The sequence below is a fragment of the Fodinibius sp. Rm-B-1B1-1 genome (genome assembly GCF_038594945.1).
Classification (GTDB): domain Bacteria; phylum Bacteroidota; class Rhodothermia; order Balneolales; family Balneolaceae; genus Fodinibius; species Fodinibius alkaliphilus.
The window spans coordinates 1,540,404-1,561,311 of record NZ_JBCFYD010000002.1 but is presented as its reverse complement, the minus strand read 5'-3'; the positions used below and the strand labels follow the sequence as shown (position 1 = coordinate 1,561,311).

22 protein-coding genes are annotated in these 20,908 nt (G+C 42.7%); 11 read left to right on the top strand and 11 right to left on the bottom strand.

Annotated features, from left to right (window positions below):
• Nucleotides 1-36: 36 nt before the first annotated feature.
• The 10 genes from AAFH98_RS14060 to paaA all read right to left on the bottom strand — a co-directional run bounded on the left by AAFH98_RS14060 (nucleotide 37) and on the right by paaA (nucleotide 7,614).
• Nucleotides 37-648 carry an acyltransferase gene (locus tag AAFH98_RS14060; protein WP_342523416.1) on the bottom strand — a complete coding sequence of 204 codons (612 nt, stop codon included), beginning with the start codon at nucleotides 646-648 and terminating at the stop codon, nucleotides 37-39.
• A gap of 89 nt (nucleotides 649-737) precedes the next feature.
• Complete coding sequence (pcaF, locus tag AAFH98_RS14055) at nucleotides 738-1,943, bottom strand: 3-oxoadipyl-CoA thiolase (RefSeq protein ID WP_342523415.1); 1,206 nt, start codon at nucleotides 1,941-1,943, stop codon at nucleotides 738-740.
• A gap of 80 nt (nucleotides 1,944-2,023) precedes the next feature.
• On the bottom strand, nucleotides 2,024-2,443 hold the full coding sequence (gene paaI / locus AAFH98_RS14050) for a hydroxyphenylacetyl-CoA thioesterase PaaI (RefSeq protein ID WP_342523414.1): 420 nt from the start codon (nucleotides 2,441-2,443) through the stop codon (nucleotides 2,024-2,026).
• 36 nt (nucleotides 2,444-2,479) lie between these two features.
• Nucleotides 2,480-3,646 carry a 3-hydroxyacyl-CoA dehydrogenase NAD-binding domain-containing protein gene (locus tag AAFH98_RS14045; protein ID WP_342523413.1) on the bottom strand — a complete coding sequence of 389 codons (1,167 nt, stop codon included), beginning with the start codon at nucleotides 3,644-3,646 and terminating at the stop codon, nucleotides 2,480-2,482.
• A gap of 87 nt (nucleotides 3,647-3,733) precedes the next feature.
• Nucleotides 3,734-4,519: an enoyl-CoA hydratase-related protein gene (locus AAFH98_RS14040; RefSeq protein ID WP_342523412.1), complete on the bottom strand. Its 786-nt coding sequence runs from the start codon at nucleotides 4,517-4,519 to the stop codon at nucleotides 3,734-3,736.
• A 20-nt stretch (nucleotides 4,520-4,539) separates the two neighbouring features.
• The gene (locus tag AAFH98_RS14035; protein ID WP_342523411.1) at nucleotides 4,540-4,938 is read right to left on the bottom strand and encodes a hypothetical protein; all 399 of its coding nucleotides are present in this window, start codon (nucleotides 4,936-4,938) and stop codon (nucleotides 4,540-4,542) included.
• Between the two features lie 3 nt (nucleotides 4,939-4,941).
• Nucleotides 4,942-5,451, bottom strand: coding sequence for a 1,2-phenylacetyl-CoA epoxidase subunit PaaD (paaD, locus tag AAFH98_RS14030; RefSeq protein ID WP_342523410.1), 510 nt, complete (start codon nucleotides 5,449-5,451; stop codon nucleotides 4,942-4,944).
• A gap of 71 nt (nucleotides 5,452-5,522) precedes the next feature.
• Nucleotides 5,523-6,308 carry a 1,2-phenylacetyl-CoA epoxidase subunit PaaC gene (paaC, locus tag AAFH98_RS14025; protein ID WP_342523409.1) on the bottom strand — a complete coding sequence of 262 codons (786 nt, stop codon included), beginning with the start codon at nucleotides 6,306-6,308 and terminating at the stop codon, nucleotides 5,523-5,525.
• On the bottom strand, nucleotides 6,305-6,619 hold the full coding sequence (gene paaB, locus AAFH98_RS14020; protein WP_342523408.1) for a 1,2-phenylacetyl-CoA epoxidase subunit PaaB: 315 nt from the start codon (nucleotides 6,617-6,619) through the stop codon (nucleotides 6,305-6,307). Before paaB ends, paaC begins: the two co-directional genes overlap by 4 nt.
• 50 nt (nucleotides 6,620-6,669) lie before the next feature.
• Entirely contained in the window at nucleotides 6,670-7,614 is a 945-nt protein-coding gene (gene paaA, locus AAFH98_RS14015; protein ID WP_342523407.1) for a 1,2-phenylacetyl-CoA epoxidase subunit PaaA, read from the bottom strand.
• Nucleotides 7,615-7,812: 198 nt separating this feature from the next.
• On the opposite strand from paaA, the gene hppD reads away from it, so the two are divergent.
• The 11 genes from hppD to AAFH98_RS13960 all read left to right on the top strand — a co-directional run bounded on the left by hppD (nucleotide 7,813) and on the right by AAFH98_RS13960 (nucleotide 20,116).
• Nucleotides 7,813-8,961, top strand: coding sequence for a 4-hydroxyphenylpyruvate dioxygenase (hppD, locus tag AAFH98_RS14010; RefSeq protein WP_342523406.1), 1,149 nt, complete (start codon nucleotides 7,813-7,815; stop codon nucleotides 8,959-8,961).
• Between the two features lie 146 nt (nucleotides 8,962-9,107).
• The gene (locus AAFH98_RS14005; RefSeq protein ID WP_342523405.1) at nucleotides 9,108-10,292 is read left to right on the top strand and encodes a homogentisate 1,2-dioxygenase; all 1,185 of its coding nucleotides are present in this window, start codon (nucleotides 9,108-9,110) and stop codon (nucleotides 10,290-10,292) included.
• Between the two features lie 157 nt (nucleotides 10,293-10,449).
• Complete coding sequence (locus tag AAFH98_RS14000; protein WP_342523404.1) at nucleotides 10,450-12,207, top strand: tetratricopeptide repeat protein; 1,758 nt, start codon at nucleotides 10,450-10,452, stop codon at nucleotides 12,205-12,207.
• Between the two features lie 168 nt (nucleotides 12,208-12,375).
• Nucleotides 12,376-12,828, top strand: a complete 453-nt coding sequence (locus AAFH98_RS13995; protein ID WP_342523403.1) for a cupin domain-containing protein — start codon at nucleotides 12,376-12,378, stop codon at nucleotides 12,826-12,828.
• 46 nt (nucleotides 12,829-12,874) lie between these two features.
• The gene (gene mddA, locus AAFH98_RS13990; RefSeq protein ID WP_342523402.1) at nucleotides 12,875-13,642 is read left to right on the top strand and encodes a methanethiol S-methyltransferase; all 768 of its coding nucleotides are present in this window, start codon (nucleotides 12,875-12,877) and stop codon (nucleotides 13,640-13,642) included.
• Between the two features lie 84 nt (nucleotides 13,643-13,726).
• The gene (locus AAFH98_RS13985; RefSeq protein ID WP_342523401.1) at nucleotides 13,727-15,340 is read left to right on the top strand and encodes a tetratricopeptide repeat protein; all 1,614 of its coding nucleotides are present in this window, start codon (nucleotides 13,727-13,729) and stop codon (nucleotides 15,338-15,340) included.
• A gap of 26 nt (nucleotides 15,341-15,366) precedes the next feature.
• Entirely contained in the window at nucleotides 15,367-15,885 is a 519-nt protein-coding gene (locus AAFH98_RS13980) for an OsmC family protein (RefSeq protein WP_342523400.1), read from the top strand.
• The gene (locus tag AAFH98_RS13975) at nucleotides 15,882-16,580 is read left to right on the top strand and encodes a class I SAM-dependent methyltransferase (protein ID WP_342523398.1); all 699 of its coding nucleotides are present in this window, start codon (nucleotides 15,882-15,884) and stop codon (nucleotides 16,578-16,580) included. Before AAFH98_RS13980 ends, AAFH98_RS13975 begins: the two co-directional genes overlap by 4 nt.
• A gap of 32 nt (nucleotides 16,581-16,612) precedes the next feature.
• The gene (locus tag AAFH98_RS13970) at nucleotides 16,613-17,434 is read left to right on the top strand and encodes a class I SAM-dependent methyltransferase (protein ID WP_342523396.1); all 822 of its coding nucleotides are present in this window, start codon (nucleotides 16,613-16,615) and stop codon (nucleotides 17,432-17,434) included.
• A 38-nt stretch (nucleotides 17,435-17,472) separates the two neighbouring features.
• A complete protein-coding gene (locus AAFH98_RS13965) occupies nucleotides 17,473-17,745 on the top strand; it encodes a DUF4242 domain-containing protein (RefSeq protein WP_342523395.1) in 273 nt (90 codons plus the stop codon).
• 130 nt (nucleotides 17,746-17,875) lie between these two features.
• A complete protein-coding gene (locus AAFH98_RS13960; protein WP_342523393.1) occupies nucleotides 17,876-20,116 on the top strand; it encodes an IGHMBP2 family helicase in 2,241 nt (746 codons plus the stop codon).
• Nucleotides 20,117-20,192: 76 nt separating this feature from the next.
• On the opposite strand, the gene AAFH98_RS13955 is transcribed toward AAFH98_RS13960, so the two are convergent.
• Nucleotides 20,193-20,813 carry a TetR/AcrR family transcriptional regulator gene (locus tag AAFH98_RS13955; RefSeq protein ID WP_342523392.1) on the bottom strand — a complete coding sequence of 207 codons (621 nt, stop codon included), beginning with the start codon at nucleotides 20,811-20,813 and terminating at the stop codon, nucleotides 20,193-20,195.
• Nucleotides 20,814-20,908: the final 95 nt, after the last annotated feature.

The window sequence follows — 20,908 nt, the reverse complement described above, 5'->3', positions numbered from 1 at the left end:
CAAAAATAAGGAGTCAGAATTCGTTTCTTTAGATTGCTAACTTTTGGATTCTGGCTCTTTAGCCTTTCCCCAGGTTTCGTATTTCTTTGACTGGCTGGGTCGGTTTTTGGGTTCTTCCCGCAAGGGTTCACACTCCTTTAGCGAGTCATGAAGTTGTCCGGGTAGCTGTTGATACAGTTCCGTACCCTTGGTTTTCCATTTAATCATCTCATCGCTGACGTCTTTTACAATTTTTGCCGGATTACCAACTACCAATTTCCGTTTTGGGATGTCCATCCCTTCTTTCACAAAAGCCAATGCCCCCACAATGCATTCTTCGCCCAATTCTACATTATCCATCACCACCGAATTCATCCCCACCAAGCAATTGCGGCCAATATGTCCGCCGTGAATTATGGCGCCATGACCGATATGAGCACTTTCTTCCAGTACAACGGTTACACCGGGAAACATGTGGATGGTACAATTCTCCTGCACATTGCAACCGTCTTTGATCACAATTTTACCCCAATCGCCACGAATAGCCGCACTGGGAGCGATATAGACATCTTTGCCGATAATGACATTGCCAGTCACCGCAGCCTGCGGATGCACATAAGCACTTTCATCCACAACGGGTTTGTAACCTTCAAATTCGTATATAGCCATAATAGAACACAGATTTTGCGGATTAGACAGATATTCGCTGAAAATATTATCTGTGATAATCAGCTAAATCTGCGTCATCCGCGTTCTATTTATACTTTTTCCAGGATTACAGCCATGCCTTGTCCCACGCCTACACAGAGTGTACATAATGCATACTGCTGATTTTGTTCGTGCAGTTCAAGGGAGGCTGTTTGAAGTAGTCTTGCACCCGACATACCCAGTGGATGTCCCAGTGCAATAGCGCCACCATGTGGGTTCACTCTCGGATCGTCATCATCGATACCCAGCTCGCGCAGAACGGCCAGGCTTTGAGCGGCAAAAGCTTCATTTAGCTCAATAATGCCCATATCATCAAGAGATAAATTTGCTCGCTTTAATACTTTTTTAGAAGCACCAACCGGACCCATTCCCATGATACGTGGTTCCACGCCAACAACTGCCGAAGCGACAATTCGAGCTTTAGGTTCTAAATCAAAATCATTAATTGCAGAATCTCCGGCCACCAGCATAGCGCACGAACCATCATTAATGCCGCTGGCATTTCCCGGTGTGACACTTCCGCCATCCCGGAAAACAGCCGGAAGTTTGCTGAGCACTTCTACTGTAGTATCGGGGCGAATAAACTCATCTTTTTCGAAAATCTTGGGATCGCTTTTTCGTTGTGGGATTTCCACGGGCATAATTTCTTTGGCCAAGCGACCACTTTCGGTGGCCTGTGCCGCTTTTTGTTGCGACCATGCAGCAAATTTATCCTGATCTTCACGACTCACGCCAAACTTCTCGACAATGTTTTCGGCCGTTTTTCCCATTGCTTCGCTACCGTATTGCTCATCCATTTTGGGATTTACAAAGCGCCATCCAAAAGTAGTATCATGCATTTCGGTATTGCCGGAGTAAGGGGCCTCTCCTTTGCCCAGCACCATAGGGCCGCGAGTCATGTGTTCCATTCCGCCAGTGATAAAAAGATCTCCTTCGCCCACTTTGATGGATTTATAGGCCATTACGGCACTGCTCATCCCCGAAGCACATAAGCGGTTTACGGTTTCGCCCGGCACCGAGGTCGGAAGTCCCGCCAGCAGTGCTGCCATTCGAGCTACATTACGGTTATCTTCACCCGCTTGGTTGGCACACCCAAAAATTACATCCTCGATACGTTCAGGATCAATATTGGAGTTGCGATTCATAAGTTCTTCGATCGTTAATGCTGCTAAGTCGTCAGCCCGAATAGGGGAGAGTGATCCCCGATATTTTCCAATAGGGGTTCGAATGGCATCAATAATATAAGCTTCAGACATATTTTGAGTCTCGAGTTTTGAATCATGAGTATTGCGTAGTAAGTAACTCATGACTCACTACTCAATACCAACGACTATAGTTAAAAATGTTGTTCTTTCGTTCTGAAAACGGTTCCGCGAAACAGTGCTACCTGTTTATTATCATGATTGGTAACGCTGATATTATATACTCCAATACGTCGACCAATACTTAATTCTTGAGTCTCTGCTGTAAGCGTATCTCCAGGTATAACTTTTTTCATAAAGGAGATATTATTTTCCATCGCTACGGCTACACGACCGTAACTGTTTGAGGCGAAGGCCAGGGCACTATCAGCCAGCGAAAAAGTAATGCCACCGTGTGATACATTAAATCCGTTGACCATCTCTTGCCGGATGTCCATCTGCAACTTAGCAAATCCAGGTTTGATATCAAGAACTTCGATGCCCAGCCACTGACTGAAGGCATCGTCTGCCATCATCTTTTTAACAACTTTTTTGGCAAGTTCATTTTTATTCATAGCATTAGTTTTCAGCTGTCAGACCTCTGCTGATAGCTACTCATAAAATTTATCACTATTGCGAACTTTTCTCTTCAACAACGGATTCGGCCGATAGCGATCTTCGCGATATTCTGTTTGAAGTTTGGAAATTCTATCAAGTACTTCTTGAAGTCCAATTTCATCCGCCCATTTGAGTAATCCCTTGGGATAGTTAACGCCTTTGGTCATGGCCAAATCCACATCTTCAACCGTAGCTACATTCATAAACACTGCATCAGCAGCTTCATTAATAAGCATGGCTACAATTCGATTGACAATTTGTTGTCCCAGCTCTTCATCTTTGGTGGGGTCAGGATTGTCGGCATCATCACCGTATTCATAAAATCCTTTCCCTGTTTTTTTACCTAACCAACCGGCTTCCACCAGTCTTTTCTGGGTAAAAGAAGGCTTGAATCGGGGATCATAGAAAAATTCCTTAAATACTGTTTCTGTCACTTTATAGTTTACGTCATGACCAATAAAATCCATTAGTTCAAAAGGTCCCATCCGAAAACCGCCAATCTCTTTCATCGCCCAGTCGATAGTGGGTACGTCGGCTACGCCTTCTTCGTACTGACGAATGGCTTCGCTGTAAAATGGTCGCGCTACACGATTAACAATAAAGCCGGGGGTATCTTTGGCCAATACAGTTGTTTTTCCCCATTCGTCAATTTGCTCTCGGGCAGATTTTGTAGTTTCATCCGCGGTAGGAATGCCCGGGACAATTTCGACCAGCGGCATGATGGGAGCAGGATTAAAAAAGTGTATCCCCAGAAAGCGGTGAGGCTTCTTGAGGGCCGAGGAGATTGAGGCGATAGAAAGAGAAGAGGTATTGGTTGCTAAAGTACAATCTCGAGGAACAATGCCTTCCAGACGCTGAAATACATCTTTCTTGATGTCGAGATCTTCGACAACCGCTTCAATAACCAAGCTACATTCACCGAAATTAGTCGAGTCCTCCTCAAAGTGGATGCGATTCATGATGCCGTCCACTTCATCTTGGGTCATGCGGTCTTTTTCTACCTGACGCTGTAAGATTTTTCGAAGTGCGTGTTTAGCCTTACCAAGTTGATCAGGATAGGCATCATATAAAAATACTTTATGGTTGTTTTGGGATGCGATTTGGGCAATACCTTGTCCCATAGTTCCCGCACCCACTACGCCAATGATCTCATCTTTCATTTTAGATTGTAGTTATTTTTAGATTCTTGCATTCTGAAAATAATGATTTCAATCCTAAAACCAACTCGAGTTGGTTATTGAACGACATTACTTCCCCTTAAACTTGGGCTTCCGCTTTTCCAGAAATGCCTGCACACCTTCTTGATAATCATGCGTTTTTCCAGCTTCGGTCTGTAGGTCAGCTTCCAGTTCAAGATGTTCATCTAAGTTGTTAGAAAGAGATTGGTTGATTGCTTCTTTATAAAGTGCAAATCCTTTGGTAGGCATTTGGGCTAACTTCTGACAGATGGATTGGGCCTCATCGATGAGCTTATCTGCATCCACAGCTTTGTAAATAAGTCCGATTTCTTCGGCTTTTTTAGGGGATATCTTTTCGTCGAGTAGGTACATTGCATTTGCTCGCTGGAGTCCAACCAGGCGTGGTAAGAAATAAGTGCCTCCGCTGTCGGGAATCAACCCGATTTTACTAAACGATTGCACAAATATTGCTTTATTCGAGGCCAACACGATATCGCAGGAAAAAGCAATGTTAGCCCCGGCTCCGGCAGCAGTTCCGTTTACAGCACATAAAACAGGTTTTTTAAGTTCTCGAATAGCATTGATGATAGGATTGTAGCTTTTGCGAACCGTTTCGCCGAGTTCATAATCTTTGCCTTTATCAACGACTTCCGGTAAATCCTGTCCAGCTGAAAATGCTTTGCCATTTCCGGTCAGCAGTACACAGCGCACATCGTCGTTTTCAGCGGCATTAGCCAGAGCATCTTGAAGCTGCCGGGCCATCGGCTCAATAAAACTGTTGAGCTTGTTGGGACGATCAAGTGTAACTATTAGAACTGAGTTTTTTAAGCTGGATTTTACCAGTTGTTCACCCATAAATAAGAATTAATTTAGTGTTAATTTCCATTTGGATTATATTCATTAAATCGACTTAAAAATAATTTGTATTCTGAAGCTGTTTCAGGATAGCGTACTGTCGGACCGGGATATTTCCATGCATTTTCAAGAGAAAACATTGGAAAATTTTCTTGGTTACCCCGAATAAAACTGGTTCCAATCTTCAAGAGAGTTTTAGCAGTTTTATTAAGGTGGAAGGATTGGGAATTGTCAAACTGGAAATCTTGATGAATATATGGTTTGATTAATTCATCAAATGAATGGTTTGATAAATTTTCATGGTTCATAGATGATGTTGAATCAAATTTTACGATTACTCCATCTCGCACCGGCTGTGCCTGAGTAGAGATTGAAATTGTTACCATTAGGACACCAATGAATAGAACTGAATATTTCATTTCCTATATACATTTAAAATGTTCAAAAGGCTCGTCGCAGTCGTGACAATAATATTGTGATTTACAAGCTGTAGAGCCAAATTCACTCTGTAATTCGGTATTTTTAGAATCGCAATATGGACACGAAATAACCCGGCTTGACCCCTTTAAAGTTTTAAAAAAATCATCCTCTTTTTCAGTTTTTCCAGGCGGTGCGATCCCGTACTCTTTTAGTTTTTTCTTGGCTTCCTCGGGCATCCAGTCGGTAGTCCATGTCTCCGAAAAATCCTTTTTTACTTCAAAATTTTGGATGCCATTTACGCGAAGTATTTTCTCAATTTCTTGTTCAATAGCTTTCATAGCTGGGCATCCAGAATAGGTAGGGGTAATGCGAACAGTGACTTTATCCTCGTCAACAGTAACTTCGCGGGCAATGCCCAAGTCAATAATAGACAACACTGGAATCTCAGGGTCTTTAACCTCTGAAAGGAGATCCCAAATTTCATCTTTATTATATGTGGTTGTTGTTGCCATAACGTTGCATAACGATTATTGGATCAATTTATTCGTCTCGGAATCCCAATAACCACGACATTAATTTAATGCTACTGCCAATCCGCATCGGGATAGGAGCGACGCAAGTGTTGCATTTCAGCCAACAGGTGTCCCAGGTGCTCGGTATGTAAACCATTACGGCTGCCTTCTACCATAAATTGATCAAAATCGGGGACGTCCAACGTGGCTTCCTCTAATGTATCTGAAACCAGGTTTTTCCAATCTTTTTTAAATTGTGTTGTATCAGCTGCCAAGTTATTTGATTGAAGCAATTTTTCAACTTCATCTTGATAAAACAGCTCTCCGGTGTAGGTCCAAATGTCATCAAAAGCATTTTGGATACGTTCGTGACTTTCTTCCGTACCGTCGCCAAGTCGCAATACCCATTCCCGGCTGTGGCGCAGGTGATATTTTACTTCCTTAAAGTGCTTCTCAACTATTCCACGGAACTGTTCATCTTCAACATCAGACAGTAGTTGATATAAATAGTAGCTGTATGATGAAAACAAAAACTGCCGGGCGATCGTGAATCCGAAATCACCTTTAGGCAATTCAACTAACTTTAAATTTTTGTATTCGGGATCATTGCGGAAGTAAACGAGATCATCGCGATGACGTCCTTCGTCTTCGATCTCAACAGCATATTCATAAAGGTTGGCAGCGTGGCCAATATAATCTAATGCAATATTGGCTAACGCAATATCTTCTTCTAAAATAGGTCCGTGTCCACACCATTCTGAAAGGCGATGCCCAAGAATAAGGCGGTCATCAGCCAGGCGGACCAGATATTCAAAAAGTGCTTCTTGTTTCGTCAATTCTTTTGTGGCAGTACTCATGATCGTCGTTTTGTAGCTCGGGGTACGCTGTAAAATTGCGGATGTCGGTAGGGTTTGTCATCGGCCGGATCAAAAAACGGGCCTTCATCTTCACCTTTAGACGCTACGATCTGATCGCTTGGCACAACCCAGATATTGACGGCTTCCTTTCGACGAGTATAAACGTCCCGCGCATTTTCGAGAGCTTTTTCCGCATCCGGAGCATGTAAGCTACCGGCATGTTCATGAGGTTTGCCATCGCGGGGTTGGGTAAAAACCTCCCACAGCGGCCATTGGGTATCTTCGCTTTGTGATTTTTTATTGTTGCTCATAAAACTTTTTAATTGATTGTAGGGGCGTATTACAATACGACCTTACTGGGTTAGGAAGCTTTTTCTTTACTCAATTTCTGTTTACGAGCGTATTCTTCAGCAGCTTCGCGGACCCATTTACCATTTTCGTGGGCTTCGCGGCGCGCTTTCATACGCTCTTTATTCATAGGCCCGTTACCTTTGACAACATTCCAGAATTCATCCCAGTCTATTTCTCCAAACTCCCAGTGACCGGATTCTTCGTTGTATTCCATCTCTGGATCAGGAATTTCGAGTCCCACAGCATGTGCTTCTTCAACATGACGATCTACAAAACTCTGTCGCAGCTCATCATTTGTTTTAGATTTTACCCCCCACTTGATAAGTTCAGCACTATTGGGCGAATCTTCATCATGCGGGCCAAACATCATCAGCGTAGGCCACCACCAGCGATTAACAGCGTCTTGAATCATATCTTGCTGTTCAGGCGTACCGTTTGCCATCTTGGCAACCATCTCGTAGCCTTGCTTTTTGTGAAAACTTTCTTCTTTACAGATGCGCACCATTGCCCGCGAATAGGGGCCGTACGAGCTGCGTGCCAACATCGTTTGATTAATAATCGCGGCCCCATCCACCAGCCAGCCAATTACTGCGACATCTGCCCACGTAAGCGTGGGGTAATTAAAAATACTTGAATACTTTGCTTTACCTTCCAACAGTTGGTCGATCACCTCTTGTCGACTGATGCCAAGTGTTTCGGTAGCACTGTACAAATAAAGACCGTGCCCGGCCTCATCTTGTACTTTAGAGAGCAGAATCATTTTACGGCGAAGAGAGGGAGCACGTGTAATCCAGTTTCCTTCTGGCAGCATTCCAACAATTTCGGAATGGGCGTGCTGCGACATCATCCGGATAAGTTGCTGCCGGTAGCGATCTGGCATATCATCTTTGGGCTCGATTGTTTCCCCATTGTCGATGCGTTCCTGGAATGTTTTCATCTTGGATTCATTACTCATAATTATCACTTTATTGAAACCGGTTTCACCCGAACATATACATGAACATCAAATTAAACAAATACATTCAATAAAACGTGATCATATCATTAATCTTGTAGGGAATTTATGGCTATCATTAAATAATTTGAGACGTAAACCGTTGGATACTATATTAACTTTACAAATAATTACAACAAACGAAGAGGTAAAGAAAAGATGGGAGTTCAAGCTGATCAATTCGCGACATTAGAGCGACCGGTAGAAGAGAAATTTGATGATCACCTGGGGTTACAGGATGTGGATTTTGTGGAGTTTTATGTAGGAAATGCCAAGCAGGCCAGTCATTTTTATCAATCGGTATTTGGATTTGAATTGAAAGCTTTCAGTGGATTGGAAACCGGAAACAGAGATCGGGTTTCCTACCTGGTGCAGCAGGGAAATATTCGTTTTTTGGTGACTTCGGCACTGAATAGTAGCTCTTCCATTGCTGATCATATTGCTCGTCATGGCGATGGTGTTCGAGATATAGCCATGCATGTTGAGGATGTTGATCGTGCTTACAAAGAAACGGTAAAGCGCGGAGCAACCGGGGTTGAAGAACCTTATTCTATGGAGGATGAAACCGGTTCCATTCGCAAGGCAGCTATTGCTACGTATGGCGATACGATTCACACCCTGATCAATCGCGCAGATTATGACGGTATTTTTATGCCGGGATTTGAGGAAGCTGAATCCCCACTACAAAATGTGAAGCCCGTAGGTATTCAATATGTGGATCACTGTGTGGGCAATGTAGAGAAAGGGAGGATGAATGACTGGGTGAATTTCTATCGCGATGTGATGGGCTTTACGCAGTATATCCATTTTGATGACAAGGATATTTCGACCGAATATTCTGCTTTAATGTCGAAAGTGATGGCCGGCGGACGTGGAATGATTAAGTTTCCAATTAATGAGCCGGCAGAAGGTAAAAAGAAGTCCCAGATTGAGGAGTATTTGGATTTCTATGAAGGTCCGGGTGTGCAGCATATTGCGTTGTTAACGGGCGATATTATTAAAACAGTAAAGGAGTTGAAAGGTCGCGGGCTCGAATTTTTGAATGTCCCCACGACGTATTACGAGGAGTTGGAAAGTCGGGTTGGAAAAATCGACGAGCCGATCGACCAGCTTGAGGAGTTAGGTATTCTTGTTGATCGTGATGATGAGGGATATTTGCTACAGATTTTTAGCAAACCAGTAGTCGATCGTCCAACGTTCTTTTTTGAGATTATTCAGCGAAAAGGAGCGCGTGGTTTTGGGAAAGGAAACTTTAAAGCATTGTTCCAAGCTATTGAACGTGAGCAGGAAAAACGAGGGAATTTATAGAAAAGGCAGCTTTCAGTGGTCAGCCTTCAACTTTCAGAAAATCATTGTTTTACTGAAAGTTGAATGCTGAAAGCTTTGATCTTTTCATGGAAATCAATTAAAGCTTGGCTGACAAATTATCAAATAGAAACTAAACACATTCAGCCATGATTTATCATCAGTTAGGAAAAGTTCCGCACAAAAGGCACACGCAATTCCGTCGGCCAGATGGTGAGCTCTATCAAGAGCATCTGTTTGGCGCCGAGGGATTTCACGGGGTGTCATCGTTGATGTATCACCATAATCCGCCAACGAAAACGTTTAAGGTGGATAAAGGTGAAGAGGTGAATATTAAAAAGTGGGATGAGGGTATGCTCCGTCATCATCACCTGCGTACGGCAAATATTGAGGAGGGCGGTGACCCAGTAATGGGACGAAAGGTCTTACTCTATAATAACGATGTACAGATTGGAGCCGTGCGTCCAACAGAACCGATGGATTATTTTTATAAAAACGGAGAGCATGATGAGCTGCTGTTTATCCACGAAGGAGAGGGATATGTACATACGATGTTTGGCAAGCTCGAATTTGGATGGGGGGATTACATCTATATTCCGCGCGGCACGATCTACCAAGTAGTTTTTGAGACCGAAAAAAATCGGATGCTCACAGTGGATTCAACCGGACCAATAGATATCCCGGATCGCTATCTCTCTGACAAGGGACAATTCCTCGAGAACAGCCCGTTTTGTGAGCGTGATATTCGTCGTCCTGAGGGACCAATTTTTGTGAATAAGCAGGGTGAATTTGAGGTCCGTATCAAAAAGCAGGGTCGGTACACTTCGTATTGGTACGAACATCATCCGTTTGATGTGGTTGGCTGGGATGGCTATTTGTATCCGTGGATTTTTAACATTAAGGATTTTGAGCCTATTACCGGACGTGTCCACCAGCCGCCACCCGTGCATCAAACATTCAAGGGAAATAATTACGTAGTTTGCTCATTTTGTCCGCGTAAGTACGACTATCATCCCAAATCGATTCCGGCACCCTACGCGCATTCCAACGTAGATTCTGATGAAGTGCTTTATTATGTAAAGGGGGATTTTATGAGTCGGAAAGGCGTAGAAGAGGCGAGCATCACGCAGCATCCCGGTGGTATTCCGCATGGACCGCATCCCGGAAAATATGAGGGTAGCATAGGCAAAGAGGGAACTGATGAGTATGCAGTGATGATTGATACCTTCCATCCGCTTCATTTGACGACTGAAGCTAAGAAATTGGATGATGAGAGTTATCCATATTCCTGGAATGAGGATGTCGAAAAAGAAAAAGTAGAAGCCGAAGAGTAATGTTCGCTTTTACTATCAAGTAATTAAAGCCTGTCAGGTTAATGCCTGACGGGCTTTTTTATCTGAGATGGTTGGTTCTATAATGAAATTAACGCTAACTATTTGATTTTACTTAAGAAGCCCTACTTTTATATATTGTAAAAAACAGTCGGACGTGATGCGCAAAAGGACCATTGCTATCATATTGTTCTTGACTGTCTGTTGGGGAACGTCTCATGGACAGATCGATATTCCGTCAAATCCCGATTTTTCGGATACGACAGTGGTACATACGCTCATTGATTCCAGTTATGCCCTTTCTTTTGATGATCCGGATCGCGCGATTGCGTTTGCCGAACAAGCCCTGAAACTTTCTGAACAGATTGACTATCCAAAAGGGGTGGGGAAAGCACATCGCGAGTTGGGATATTCCAACAGTGTGAAGGGCAATTTCGAGGAGGCCCTTTCTCACCATCAAAAGGGAATTTCCCAGAGCCAACAAATTGGAGATACCCTTGGTATCATTTCACAGTTAAATGATATAGGAAACCTGTATAAGAAACAGACCCAGTACCACACGGCGCTGGAATATTTCTTTCAGGCCCTTGAGTTAAGTGAGACTCAAAAATTGGATCGGGGAATAGCCTCGATAGCGGGAAATATTGGGTTGGTTTATTTTGAGCTGGAGAATGAGAAGAAGGCCGAGGAGTTTTATAAACGTGCATTAGAAATCAATCAGCGGATGGACAATCGGCACGGGATGTCGATAAATTACAATAATTTAGGATTGCTTTACGGAGATCAGGGACGTTATGAACAGGCGTTGAAATACCATTATGAGGCATTAGAAATTCGCGAAGAGCTGGGATATACCATTCGTATTGCCAACAGTTTGAACAATATCGGGCGGTTACATATGCAGCAAGAGAATCATGAAGAGGCGATCAATTATCTTAATCGCGCTTTAGTGATGAATAATGATCGTGCCCCTGACCTTACCTCGATTATCCACGAAAATTTAGCAAAGGTGTATTATTCTTCGGCTCAATTCGATTCGGCGCTGGTCCATGCTAAAAAGACATTGGAACTGTCTCGGGACTTTGGTACTCAGCTTGGTGTTAAGGTGGGCCATGATCTGCTTTCGGATATATATAGTGCTCGTGGGAACTACGAAGAGGCGTTCCGCCATCAGCAGAAATTGACTACTGTTAAGGATAGTATCTTAAATAAAGAGAAATCGCAGCAAATCAATGAGCTGCAGACTAAATATGAGACGGTTCAAAAAGAAAAAGAGATTGCGTTGCTTGAAAAAGAAAATCAGCGTGAGACATTGATGAGAAAAGCTTTTCTGGCTGGATTGGTGATGATTAGCATCATTGGATTTTTGATTTACAACCGACAACGGTTAAAAATCAACAAAAATCGCACGGAGCTTGAAAATATACGCCTTAAAGAGAAACAGTTGGAGAAAGATATTGAGTTTAAAAATAAGCAGCTTACAACGCATACTCTTCATTTGGTACAGAAAAATGAGACCATGAAAGAGCTTAAAAACAAAATCAGTTCTATCCGGGAGAAGAAGGGTAATGGAGACCTTAGCAAGTCGCTACAGAAATTGCGCAACTTGGTGGATTACAGCTTCAGCCTTGATGAGGACTGGAAAGAATTTCGACTATATTTTGAGGAAGTACATACCGACTTTTTTGATGCGTTGAAAGAGCAGTATCCTGATCTTACCCCTAACGAATTGCGACTTTCGGCCCTGGCAAAACTTAATCTATCCATTAAAGAAACAGCAACCATTTTAGGTATTACGCCTGACAGTGTAAAAACGGCTCGGTATCGGCTTCGTAAAAAGCTGGATATTGAGACTGAAGAGAATCTCACTGATTTTATGATGGAGATCGAAAAGAGAGAGATAGGAGAAAAAAGTTAGTTTTTCTTTGTTTAAAAGAATTTAAGGCTGTTATAAGGTATTGTTTACCTATTGTTGACCTTTCTAAAATTGCCCTTTCCCATTGTGTAAGATAGGTTGATCTGTCGGTAATATTGTGTAGTTGTTTGTCACCGACCTCAATAAATACAATAACAAAAAACAGTTATCATGTTTAGAAATTCATCAAAATTGATTGTTACTATAAGTGCGTTACTATTATTTCCAGCAATGTTGATAGCACAAGGCCAAGATCATGCTTTTGTCCGTGGTGCTGATTCTCAGGAACTTGAATGGGGAGGATGTCCCGAATTTATGCCCGAGACTTGTAGCATTGCTGTTTTGCAGGGAAATCCGGCGGAACCCAATGCAGATGTTTTCTTCAAATTGGAAGGAAATACAGGCGTGCCCGACCACTGGCATCATTCTGCCGAACGCATGGTGTTGGTATCAGGAGAAATGGAAGTTGAATATGAGGGACAGAAGCCGAAAGTAATAGATGCCGGCTCATATGCATACGGACCCGCAGAGCAGCACCACAACGCGTCATGTATTTCAGAAGATCCCTGTGTGCTTTTTATTGCATTTGAAGAGCCCGTCGATGCTTTCGCCGTTAATAAATAGCGAAATTTATCGACTTATTTTCTAAACGGTAATGTCAAATCCTAACATGATGAAAAAGATAATCGCGTTTATTTATGGAATTATTTGTTACCTGATTTTCTTTGCCAGTTTTTTATGGTTGATTCTCTTTCTCGGTAATTTTGAAGCCTACGCCCCTACAACGGTGAATTCGGGTGCAGCAGGATCGCTGGCAGAATCGCTGCTTATCAACTTGGGACTAATTGCCCTGTTTGGTATTCAGCATACCGTAATGGCGCGCAAATCTTTCAAGGATTGGTGGACCAATTTTGTCCCCAAACCGGTAGAGCGAAGTACCTATGTCCTGTTTTCCAGCATTGCATTGATCCTGATTCTTTGGTTCTGGCAACCCCTTCCAGAACCAATTTGGCAGGTTGATGCTACATGGGCATCGCTCGTGTTGCAATGGGGTTTCTGGCTTGGTTGGCTGATTGTATTTCTATCAACTTGGATGATTGATCATTTTAACTTGTTCGGGCTAAAGCAAGTTTGGAACTATTTGAGGGATAGAGAACAAAGTCCTCCGCAGTTTATGGAACCAGGATTATACAAATACGTCCGTCATCCGTTGATGTTAGGTTTTTTGATTGCATTTTGGTCCATACCAAAGATGACTGTGGGCCATGTTGTTTTTTCTGTTGGGATGACTCTCTACATATTAATAGGAGTTTACTATGAAGAAAGAGCGATGGCTCGACAATTCGGAGATAAATATGAGAATTACCGGAAACGGGTCCCCAAGTTTTTTCCGGGATTGAAAATACAGGAAAAAGAATATAAGAAGGAACTTGTATAATGATAATCGACTAAAAGGTAGGAGAGGGCAATCATGCAAATCTTTGTGTTGCTCTTAAACTGATTGAAAAACGAGGAGAGAATTATGAAAGAGAAAATACTTATAGGTTTATTCGTCTTTGGGGGTATGATGATGGCACCTATCCAGGAACTGAGTGCCCAGTCTCACCAGTATGGGAAAGTAGATTTTAATGTTTCGTGCAATGAGCAAGTCCAGACTGATTTTAACCATGCCTTGGCCTTGATGCATCATATGATGTATGAACAGGCTCAGGATAAGTTTACTAAAGTTTCTGAACAGGATCCCAGCTGTACGATGGCCCAATGGGGCATTGCTATGAGCTATATCCACCCGCTCTGGGGACAACGACCATCGGATGCCGATTTTGAAGCAGGCAGCAAAGCTTTAGTAAAAGCAACAGAGATAGAAAGTATTGATGATCGAGAAATGGCGTATATCAATGCAATAGAACCATTTTTTGAAAATTGGGAGGCAACCACTTATCGTGATCAACTTCGTAGTTTTGAGGAAGGGTACCGCGAATTGTACGAACAGTATCCCAAAGATGTTGATGCGGCTGCATTTTACGCACTGGGACATTTAGCTACGGCACCGCCCGATGACGAGTCGCTGAGTCATCAGCGAAAAGCGGGTATGATGCTCGAAGAATTGCACAAGCAACATCCCGAGCATCCCGGATTATTTCATTATATCATACACGCTTACGATAATCCCAAATTAGCAGAACGAGCTGTTGATGTGGCACGGGCCTACGATAAAGTTGCACCTGATGTGCCTCACGCCCTGCACATGCCGAGTCATATTTTTGTACGACGGGGGATCTGGTCGGATGTTATTGATTGGAATAAGCGGTCTGCTGAAGCAGCGTTGCGCCAGTCATCCGAAGACGAGGTATCAATGCACTATGTGCACGCGTTGGACTACCTGACGTATGCTTACCTGCAGCGTGGAGAAGATGAGAAAGCAAAGAAGGTTGCACAGAAAACGATCGAGGTCAAAAATTTGCAGGATCATTTAGGATCTGCTTACGCAGTTGCCGCGGCACAGGCGCGCTACAACCTTGAGCGGGAAGAGTGGAATAAGGCGGCACAAATTGATCTGCAGTCCCCTAATAACTTTTCACTTGAAAAATATTCCCCAACACAATCGATGATCTATTTTGCTCGTGGCATTGGGGCAGTGCGTTCTGGTGATTTGGATGGGGCTCGTCAAGCCCGGGAGGAATTGGATATCATTTACAATTACCTGAAAGAACAAGAGGAAAACTATTGGGCAGTACTGACTGATGCACAACGTAAGGCTGTCGAATCGTGGATAATTTTTGAAGAAGGTAACCCAGAAAAAGCTCTTACTCTTATGAATGAGGCGGCTGATACCGAAGATTCTGTTGATAAGCATCCCATCACGCCGGGACATGTTTTACCAGCAAGAGAACTACTGGGTGATATGCTTTTGAAAATGAATCGTCCCGAAGAAGCTTTGGCGGCTTACGAGGAGAGTTTGAAGATATCTGCAAATCGATTTAGAAGTTTATATGGCGCCGGACGTGCTGCCGAACTGGCTGGTAATTTGGATAAGGCTAAGAAATACTACAACAATTTAGTTACGAATGTATCACCCAAAGAAGTGGACCGACCAATGTTTGAGGAAGTGCGTAATTTTCTTGCGACAAATTAAAAATAGAACTGTAAAAAGGAGCAGTTATGGCTGATCCAGAAACGATTAAGAAAGCTTTTGAGCGAAATCAAAAGGTGTTACGAATGCGTCCGTCAAAAGCCAAAAGTACTGCAACAACAAAAGTACGATTATTTGACGGAACGACTTGTGAAGTGAAACATAAACACTGGAAATTTAAAGTGGATATAGGGGAAGCCGAAGGTGGAAATAACGCGGGACCGGGTCCCGGTATTTTGGAGCGGGGAGCACTGGGAAGCTGCTTGGCTATTGCTTATTCACAACGGGCAGCAGTGCTGAATATCCCAATAGATAACATTGAGATTGATGTTGAGTCAGATTTTGATGCTCGCAGTATGTTGCACCTCAGTGAGGAGCCGCCTGGATTTAATACCATCCGATACAAAGTATATATCGAAAGTCCCGCCCCGGAAGAGCAAATAATGCAGATGATCGAAGAAGCGGATAGCCACAGCCCGGTATTGGATGATTTTAGCCGAGCCATTCCAGTAGAACGAGAAGTGACTATCAAATCCACGGTATCATGACGTTAAATATCTTGAAAAGTTTACAGAACTATTTTAGGTCTGAGCCGCCTCCAGAAATTATTGCTCAGCAACTCCGCCACCCATCGGGTGATTTAGCCGAAGAAATTGGTAACAAAATGAATGAAGCTAATGAACCTTTGTACGATCTGGTGTTGGATGTAATGCAGATCGAAAATTATGATAAAATATTGGAGATTGGCTTTGGCAACGGCAAGTTTTTTAACAGGCTATTTAAAAGAGCTGAAGGTTTACAAGTTATGGGCATAGATTATTCCCAAGAAATGGTTCGAGCTGCTAAGCGAATAAATAATAGATTTATTGCTTCCGAAAAGTTGAACTTGCAACGGGGTAACAGTGACCAGTTGCCTTATTCTGATCACTGTTTTGACAAGGTATTTTGTAACATGGTGATTTACTTTTGGGATGAGCCTGAAACACATCTAAGTGAGATACATCGCGTGCTAAAGTCTGATGGAAAATTTTATGCAGGACTTAGAAGTCATAAAAGTATGCTCAATTTCCCATTCGTAAAATATGGGTTTACACTTTTTAAGGTTGATGAATGGAAAAGGATTTTGGTAGAAAACGAGTTTTCTTTTTTGGATATACAGACGAAATTAGATCCTGAAATGAAATTTAACGGTAATGAATTCCAGCTTGAATCGTGCTGTATAGTTGCTGCAAAAGGATTGTAAAACGTTAACCAAAATTTAACTCCTGCTTAGTTATGAGACCGGAATTACAGCGTAGAGTACAACGATACGGCTGGGATTATTCATCCCCCTATTATCAAAAAGGATGGGAGCGACAGTTGCGACCGGCCCAGGAAAAGTTGTTAAGGAGAGTTGATTTGCAGTCTGGGGAAAAGGTACTTGATATTTCCTGCGGTACGGGATTGGTGACCTTTCCAATGGCAAAAGAAGTGGGAGAAGAAGGTAACATTATTGGTATTGATCTATCTGAAAAGATGATCGAGGAGGCTAAAGGTATATTCCAAAACTTGGAGGTATCCAATGTAAAGTTTATGCACATGGATGCGGAATCATTAGATTTTTCAGATACATCATTTGATGTCGCGGTCAACTCATTGGGACTAATGTACTATCCTAATCCAGACAAAGCGATTCAGGAAATGAATAGAGTGACTAAGTCAGGCGGCCGCGCTGCAGCATTAGTATGGGGACGGCGCAGTGCCTGTGGCTGGGCTGGGATTTTTCCTATTGTGGATGCACAGGTAAAAACGGATGTGTGTCCGCTATTTTTCCAGCTTGGTACCGGTGATACGTTGGCCAAGGAATTTAAAGAGGCTGGTTTTACGGATGTAGAGTCAGAACGTTTTGAGGTTTTATTACCGTACCAATCAGATGGGGAAGCCATTATTGGGGCTTTCCAGGGTGGGGCAGTAGCCTTGGCATATCGCAAGTTTGATAAACAGACAAAAGAAAAGGTCCATGCCGAATATATTGAATCTATTAAGCCTTTTAAGGATGGAACCAGCTATGAGATCCCCGGAGAATTTGTGATCGTATCGGGAAGAAAATACGGATAAAATATATAGGAGTTAACAATCCATAGTGAGGAATAACAATGCCAAAATATGTAATTGAACGAGAAGTGCCCGGGGTGGGAAAACTCTCCCCGCGAGATAGAAAAGCTGCCGCCATGAAATCAGTGAAAGCGCTCAAAGATATAGGTCCTGATATTCAGTGGATCCATTCATATGTGAGTGAAAATAAAACGCATTGCGTTTATCTTGCTCCAAATGAAGAGCTTATCCAAGAGCATGCTCGCAGAAGTGGTTTTCCGGCCAATAAAATTACGAAGATAGATTATATTATGGAGCCTTTAACGGCTGAGTGATATAACTTGTACCCGTAACTTTTAACATTTGCTATTTCATCTTTATAGAGGTTTTTGGAATGGCTATGACTTTTTCTTGTGTTTAGATGTAGCTAAATCAGAAAATAGAAGGAAAAACAGAGATTAGAGTATGTCCAAAGACAATATTTTAATCACTGAACTTGAAAACCAAGGACCCGGAGATATCCTCGGAGCTATTGGTGGTGAGACGGATATAGATCCGGCCATTATTGGTAATATTGATATCAACGGATCCAGAGCACTTGTCGAGGTAAATAATGGCAATGGTCAAGAGCTGGCTACGAAGTTGAATGGCAAAAAAGTGGGACATGCTCGCGTGTCGGTCCGCAATGTAGAGGACCAGGATTTCGATGATATTGAAACGATCTACAATTATTTAGATAGGTATCGCCAGCTCGTGGAATTGGAGCGCGAAGCAGAGATGCAGCAGCATGAAGAAAGTATACGTACGCTTTCGGGCCAGCAGCGACAGGCCGAGGGCAAGGCTGTTTTACATTTAAAGGGGCGTGATGAAGGGAATGCCCTCGAAGGAAAGTTGGTAAAGTTTATGCGCCAATACCAGGGAGAGCCGCTCCCGGATACCGAAATTTCTGTGGGGGATTTGGTTATGATATCCCGTCGCGATCCGTTGCTAAGTGACAATCCCACAGGGACGGTAGTACAGAAAACAAACTATTCGATTACCGTTGCTTTTGATCAGCCCCGCAGTTTTATCTTCGGCAAAGGGCTACGGATGGATCTGTATGTGAATGATATTACGTATCAGCGGATGAAAAGTGCCTTGAAACAGTTAGAAAAGGCTGATGGACGGTTGGCAAAGCTGAGGAATATTATTATTGGCCTTGAAGACCCTGCAGAATTACAAAAAACAGAGGTGGATCAGTGGTTCAATAAAGAACTTAACGAATCACAAAAAGAAGCGGTACAGTGTAGTCTTGGTGCAGAGGATTTTCATCTTATTCATGGTCCCCCGGGAACCGGTAAAACGACTACTGCTATCGAAGTAATTGAACAGGCCGTGGCAAATGGACAAAAAGTGCTTGCTACTGCGGCCTCAAATATCGCCGTAGATAATATGTTGGATTTTCTGCTCGAACGCGGTGTTAAAGCCGTCCGCGTAGGGCATCCGGCACGGGTAACTCCAAAACTAAAAGAACATACTCTGGATAGCGTCATTGAACAAAATGAACGGTATCAGAAGTCAGAAGAGCTACGGGACCAGGCATTTGAGAAGAAAGAAGAGCAGGAGGAATTCACCCATCCTTCTGGGAAATATCGCCGGGGGATGAGTAATTCTAAGATCAAAGAACTTGCCAAAGAAGGACGGGGATCTCGTGGCGTATCCGCCGATAAAATTCAAAATATGGCACAGTGGCTTGAAATTCAGGACGAGGTAGACGAGTTGTTTGGTGAAGCCGATGAACTTCGAGAAGAGGCTGTAAATGAAATTATAGAAAGCAATCAGGTTATTTGCACAACGAACAGTACGGCTGGAAGTGAATTGCTGGACAATCGGAGTTTTGATCTCGTGGTGATTGATGAGGCAACGCAATCAACCGAGCCAAGCTGTTTGATTCCTATTACGCATGGGCAAAAGGTTATTATGGCCGGTGATCATCGGCAACTGCCGCCTACGGTTAAGAATCTCAAAGCGGCTAATAAGGGATTAAAGGATACTCTTTTTGAGCGACTTGCTGATTCGTATCCTAAACATAAAAGTATGCTGGAGATTCAGTATCGCATGCACAAAAAAATTATGAACTTTTCTAATAATGAATTTTATGATGGGACCCTGTCGGCTGATGAAAGTGTGAGTAATCATACACTGGAGGATTTTGATTTGGATATCAATGCTATCGACAACGAAATGATGTCGATTTTAGATCCGCATGAACCGGTAGTATTTGCAGATACCGCCGGCCGGAATGCTGTTGAGCGAACCAAACAGGGATCGACGTCCAAAGAAAATCCTGAGGAAGCATTGTTGGTAAAACAGATGGTAGAGAATGTGCTGCGAGCTGGTATGCTACCCGAGGATATATCGGTCATTAGTCCTTACAAAGATCAGGTTGATTTGTTAGATCGAGAAATTGATACAGAAAACCTGGAGATAAAATCGGTCGATGGATTTCAGGGCCGTGAAAAAGAGGTGGTGATTATATCACTGACGCGGAGTAACAATAACAATGAGATTGGCTTTTTGGAGGATGTATGTCGACTTAATGTATCATTGACCCGGCCCAAACGAAAGCTGATCGTTGTTGGTGATAGTTCTACGGTTAGTTCCAATAAAGTTTATAAACGCTTTATGGATTATGTTCGGGAGAACGGAAGAGTTATAGAAGTTTAGTTTTAAAAAAAGTCCAAGCCTTAGCGAGTTAGGTTTTTATCACCGTTTTCTTTAAAACAGCCATAATTATATATAGTTATTTTGAGGATTCTTTAAATAGCATACTTAAATAATTATGATAATGAGATAGTTGCTGGGCGATAATTTTGTTTTCATTCAAAGATTGAGACAAAACGAATGATCCCTCAAATATTACCATCAACATATCTGCCAGACTTTCAAGGTCCACTTCGCGGCGGGGCGGATATTCTTGCTCGATTTTTTTGAGCTTTTCAAGAACTCTTGTGCGCCACAGTAGCATTGATTTTCGAATAATGTCCAAAATGTTGTGATCAAAAAGCTCAGACTGCTGAAGGTAAGAAGCGAAGAGACATCCAGGGAAGGGCTCTTCCAATGATTCTATTTCCTGTTCAAAAAGCTTCACAAATATAAGCAACTGTTGTAAGGGGTCATCACTTAGACCTTCTGCTTTGACGAGTGTTTGTTCAAGATGTTCGGCATCCTCATCTGCATAGCGTTGTACCAACTCTTTTCCCAGCTCAGCCTTACTGGAGAAGTAATGAAAAAAAGCGCCTTTGCTTACATCAGCTTGTTCAATGATGTTATTAACGGTAGTTCCTGCAAACCCTTTATCAAGAATCATTGATTCGGCGGCATTCATGATTTTAGTACGAGTAGTTTCTGGGCTTCTATCCATATCTGATTATCTGTAACATACTGATTGGTCTTTTTTGTTAGCGGAGGGTAATATACTGAACCCTTCTAACCATACAAAAATGATTGTTTTTTTAG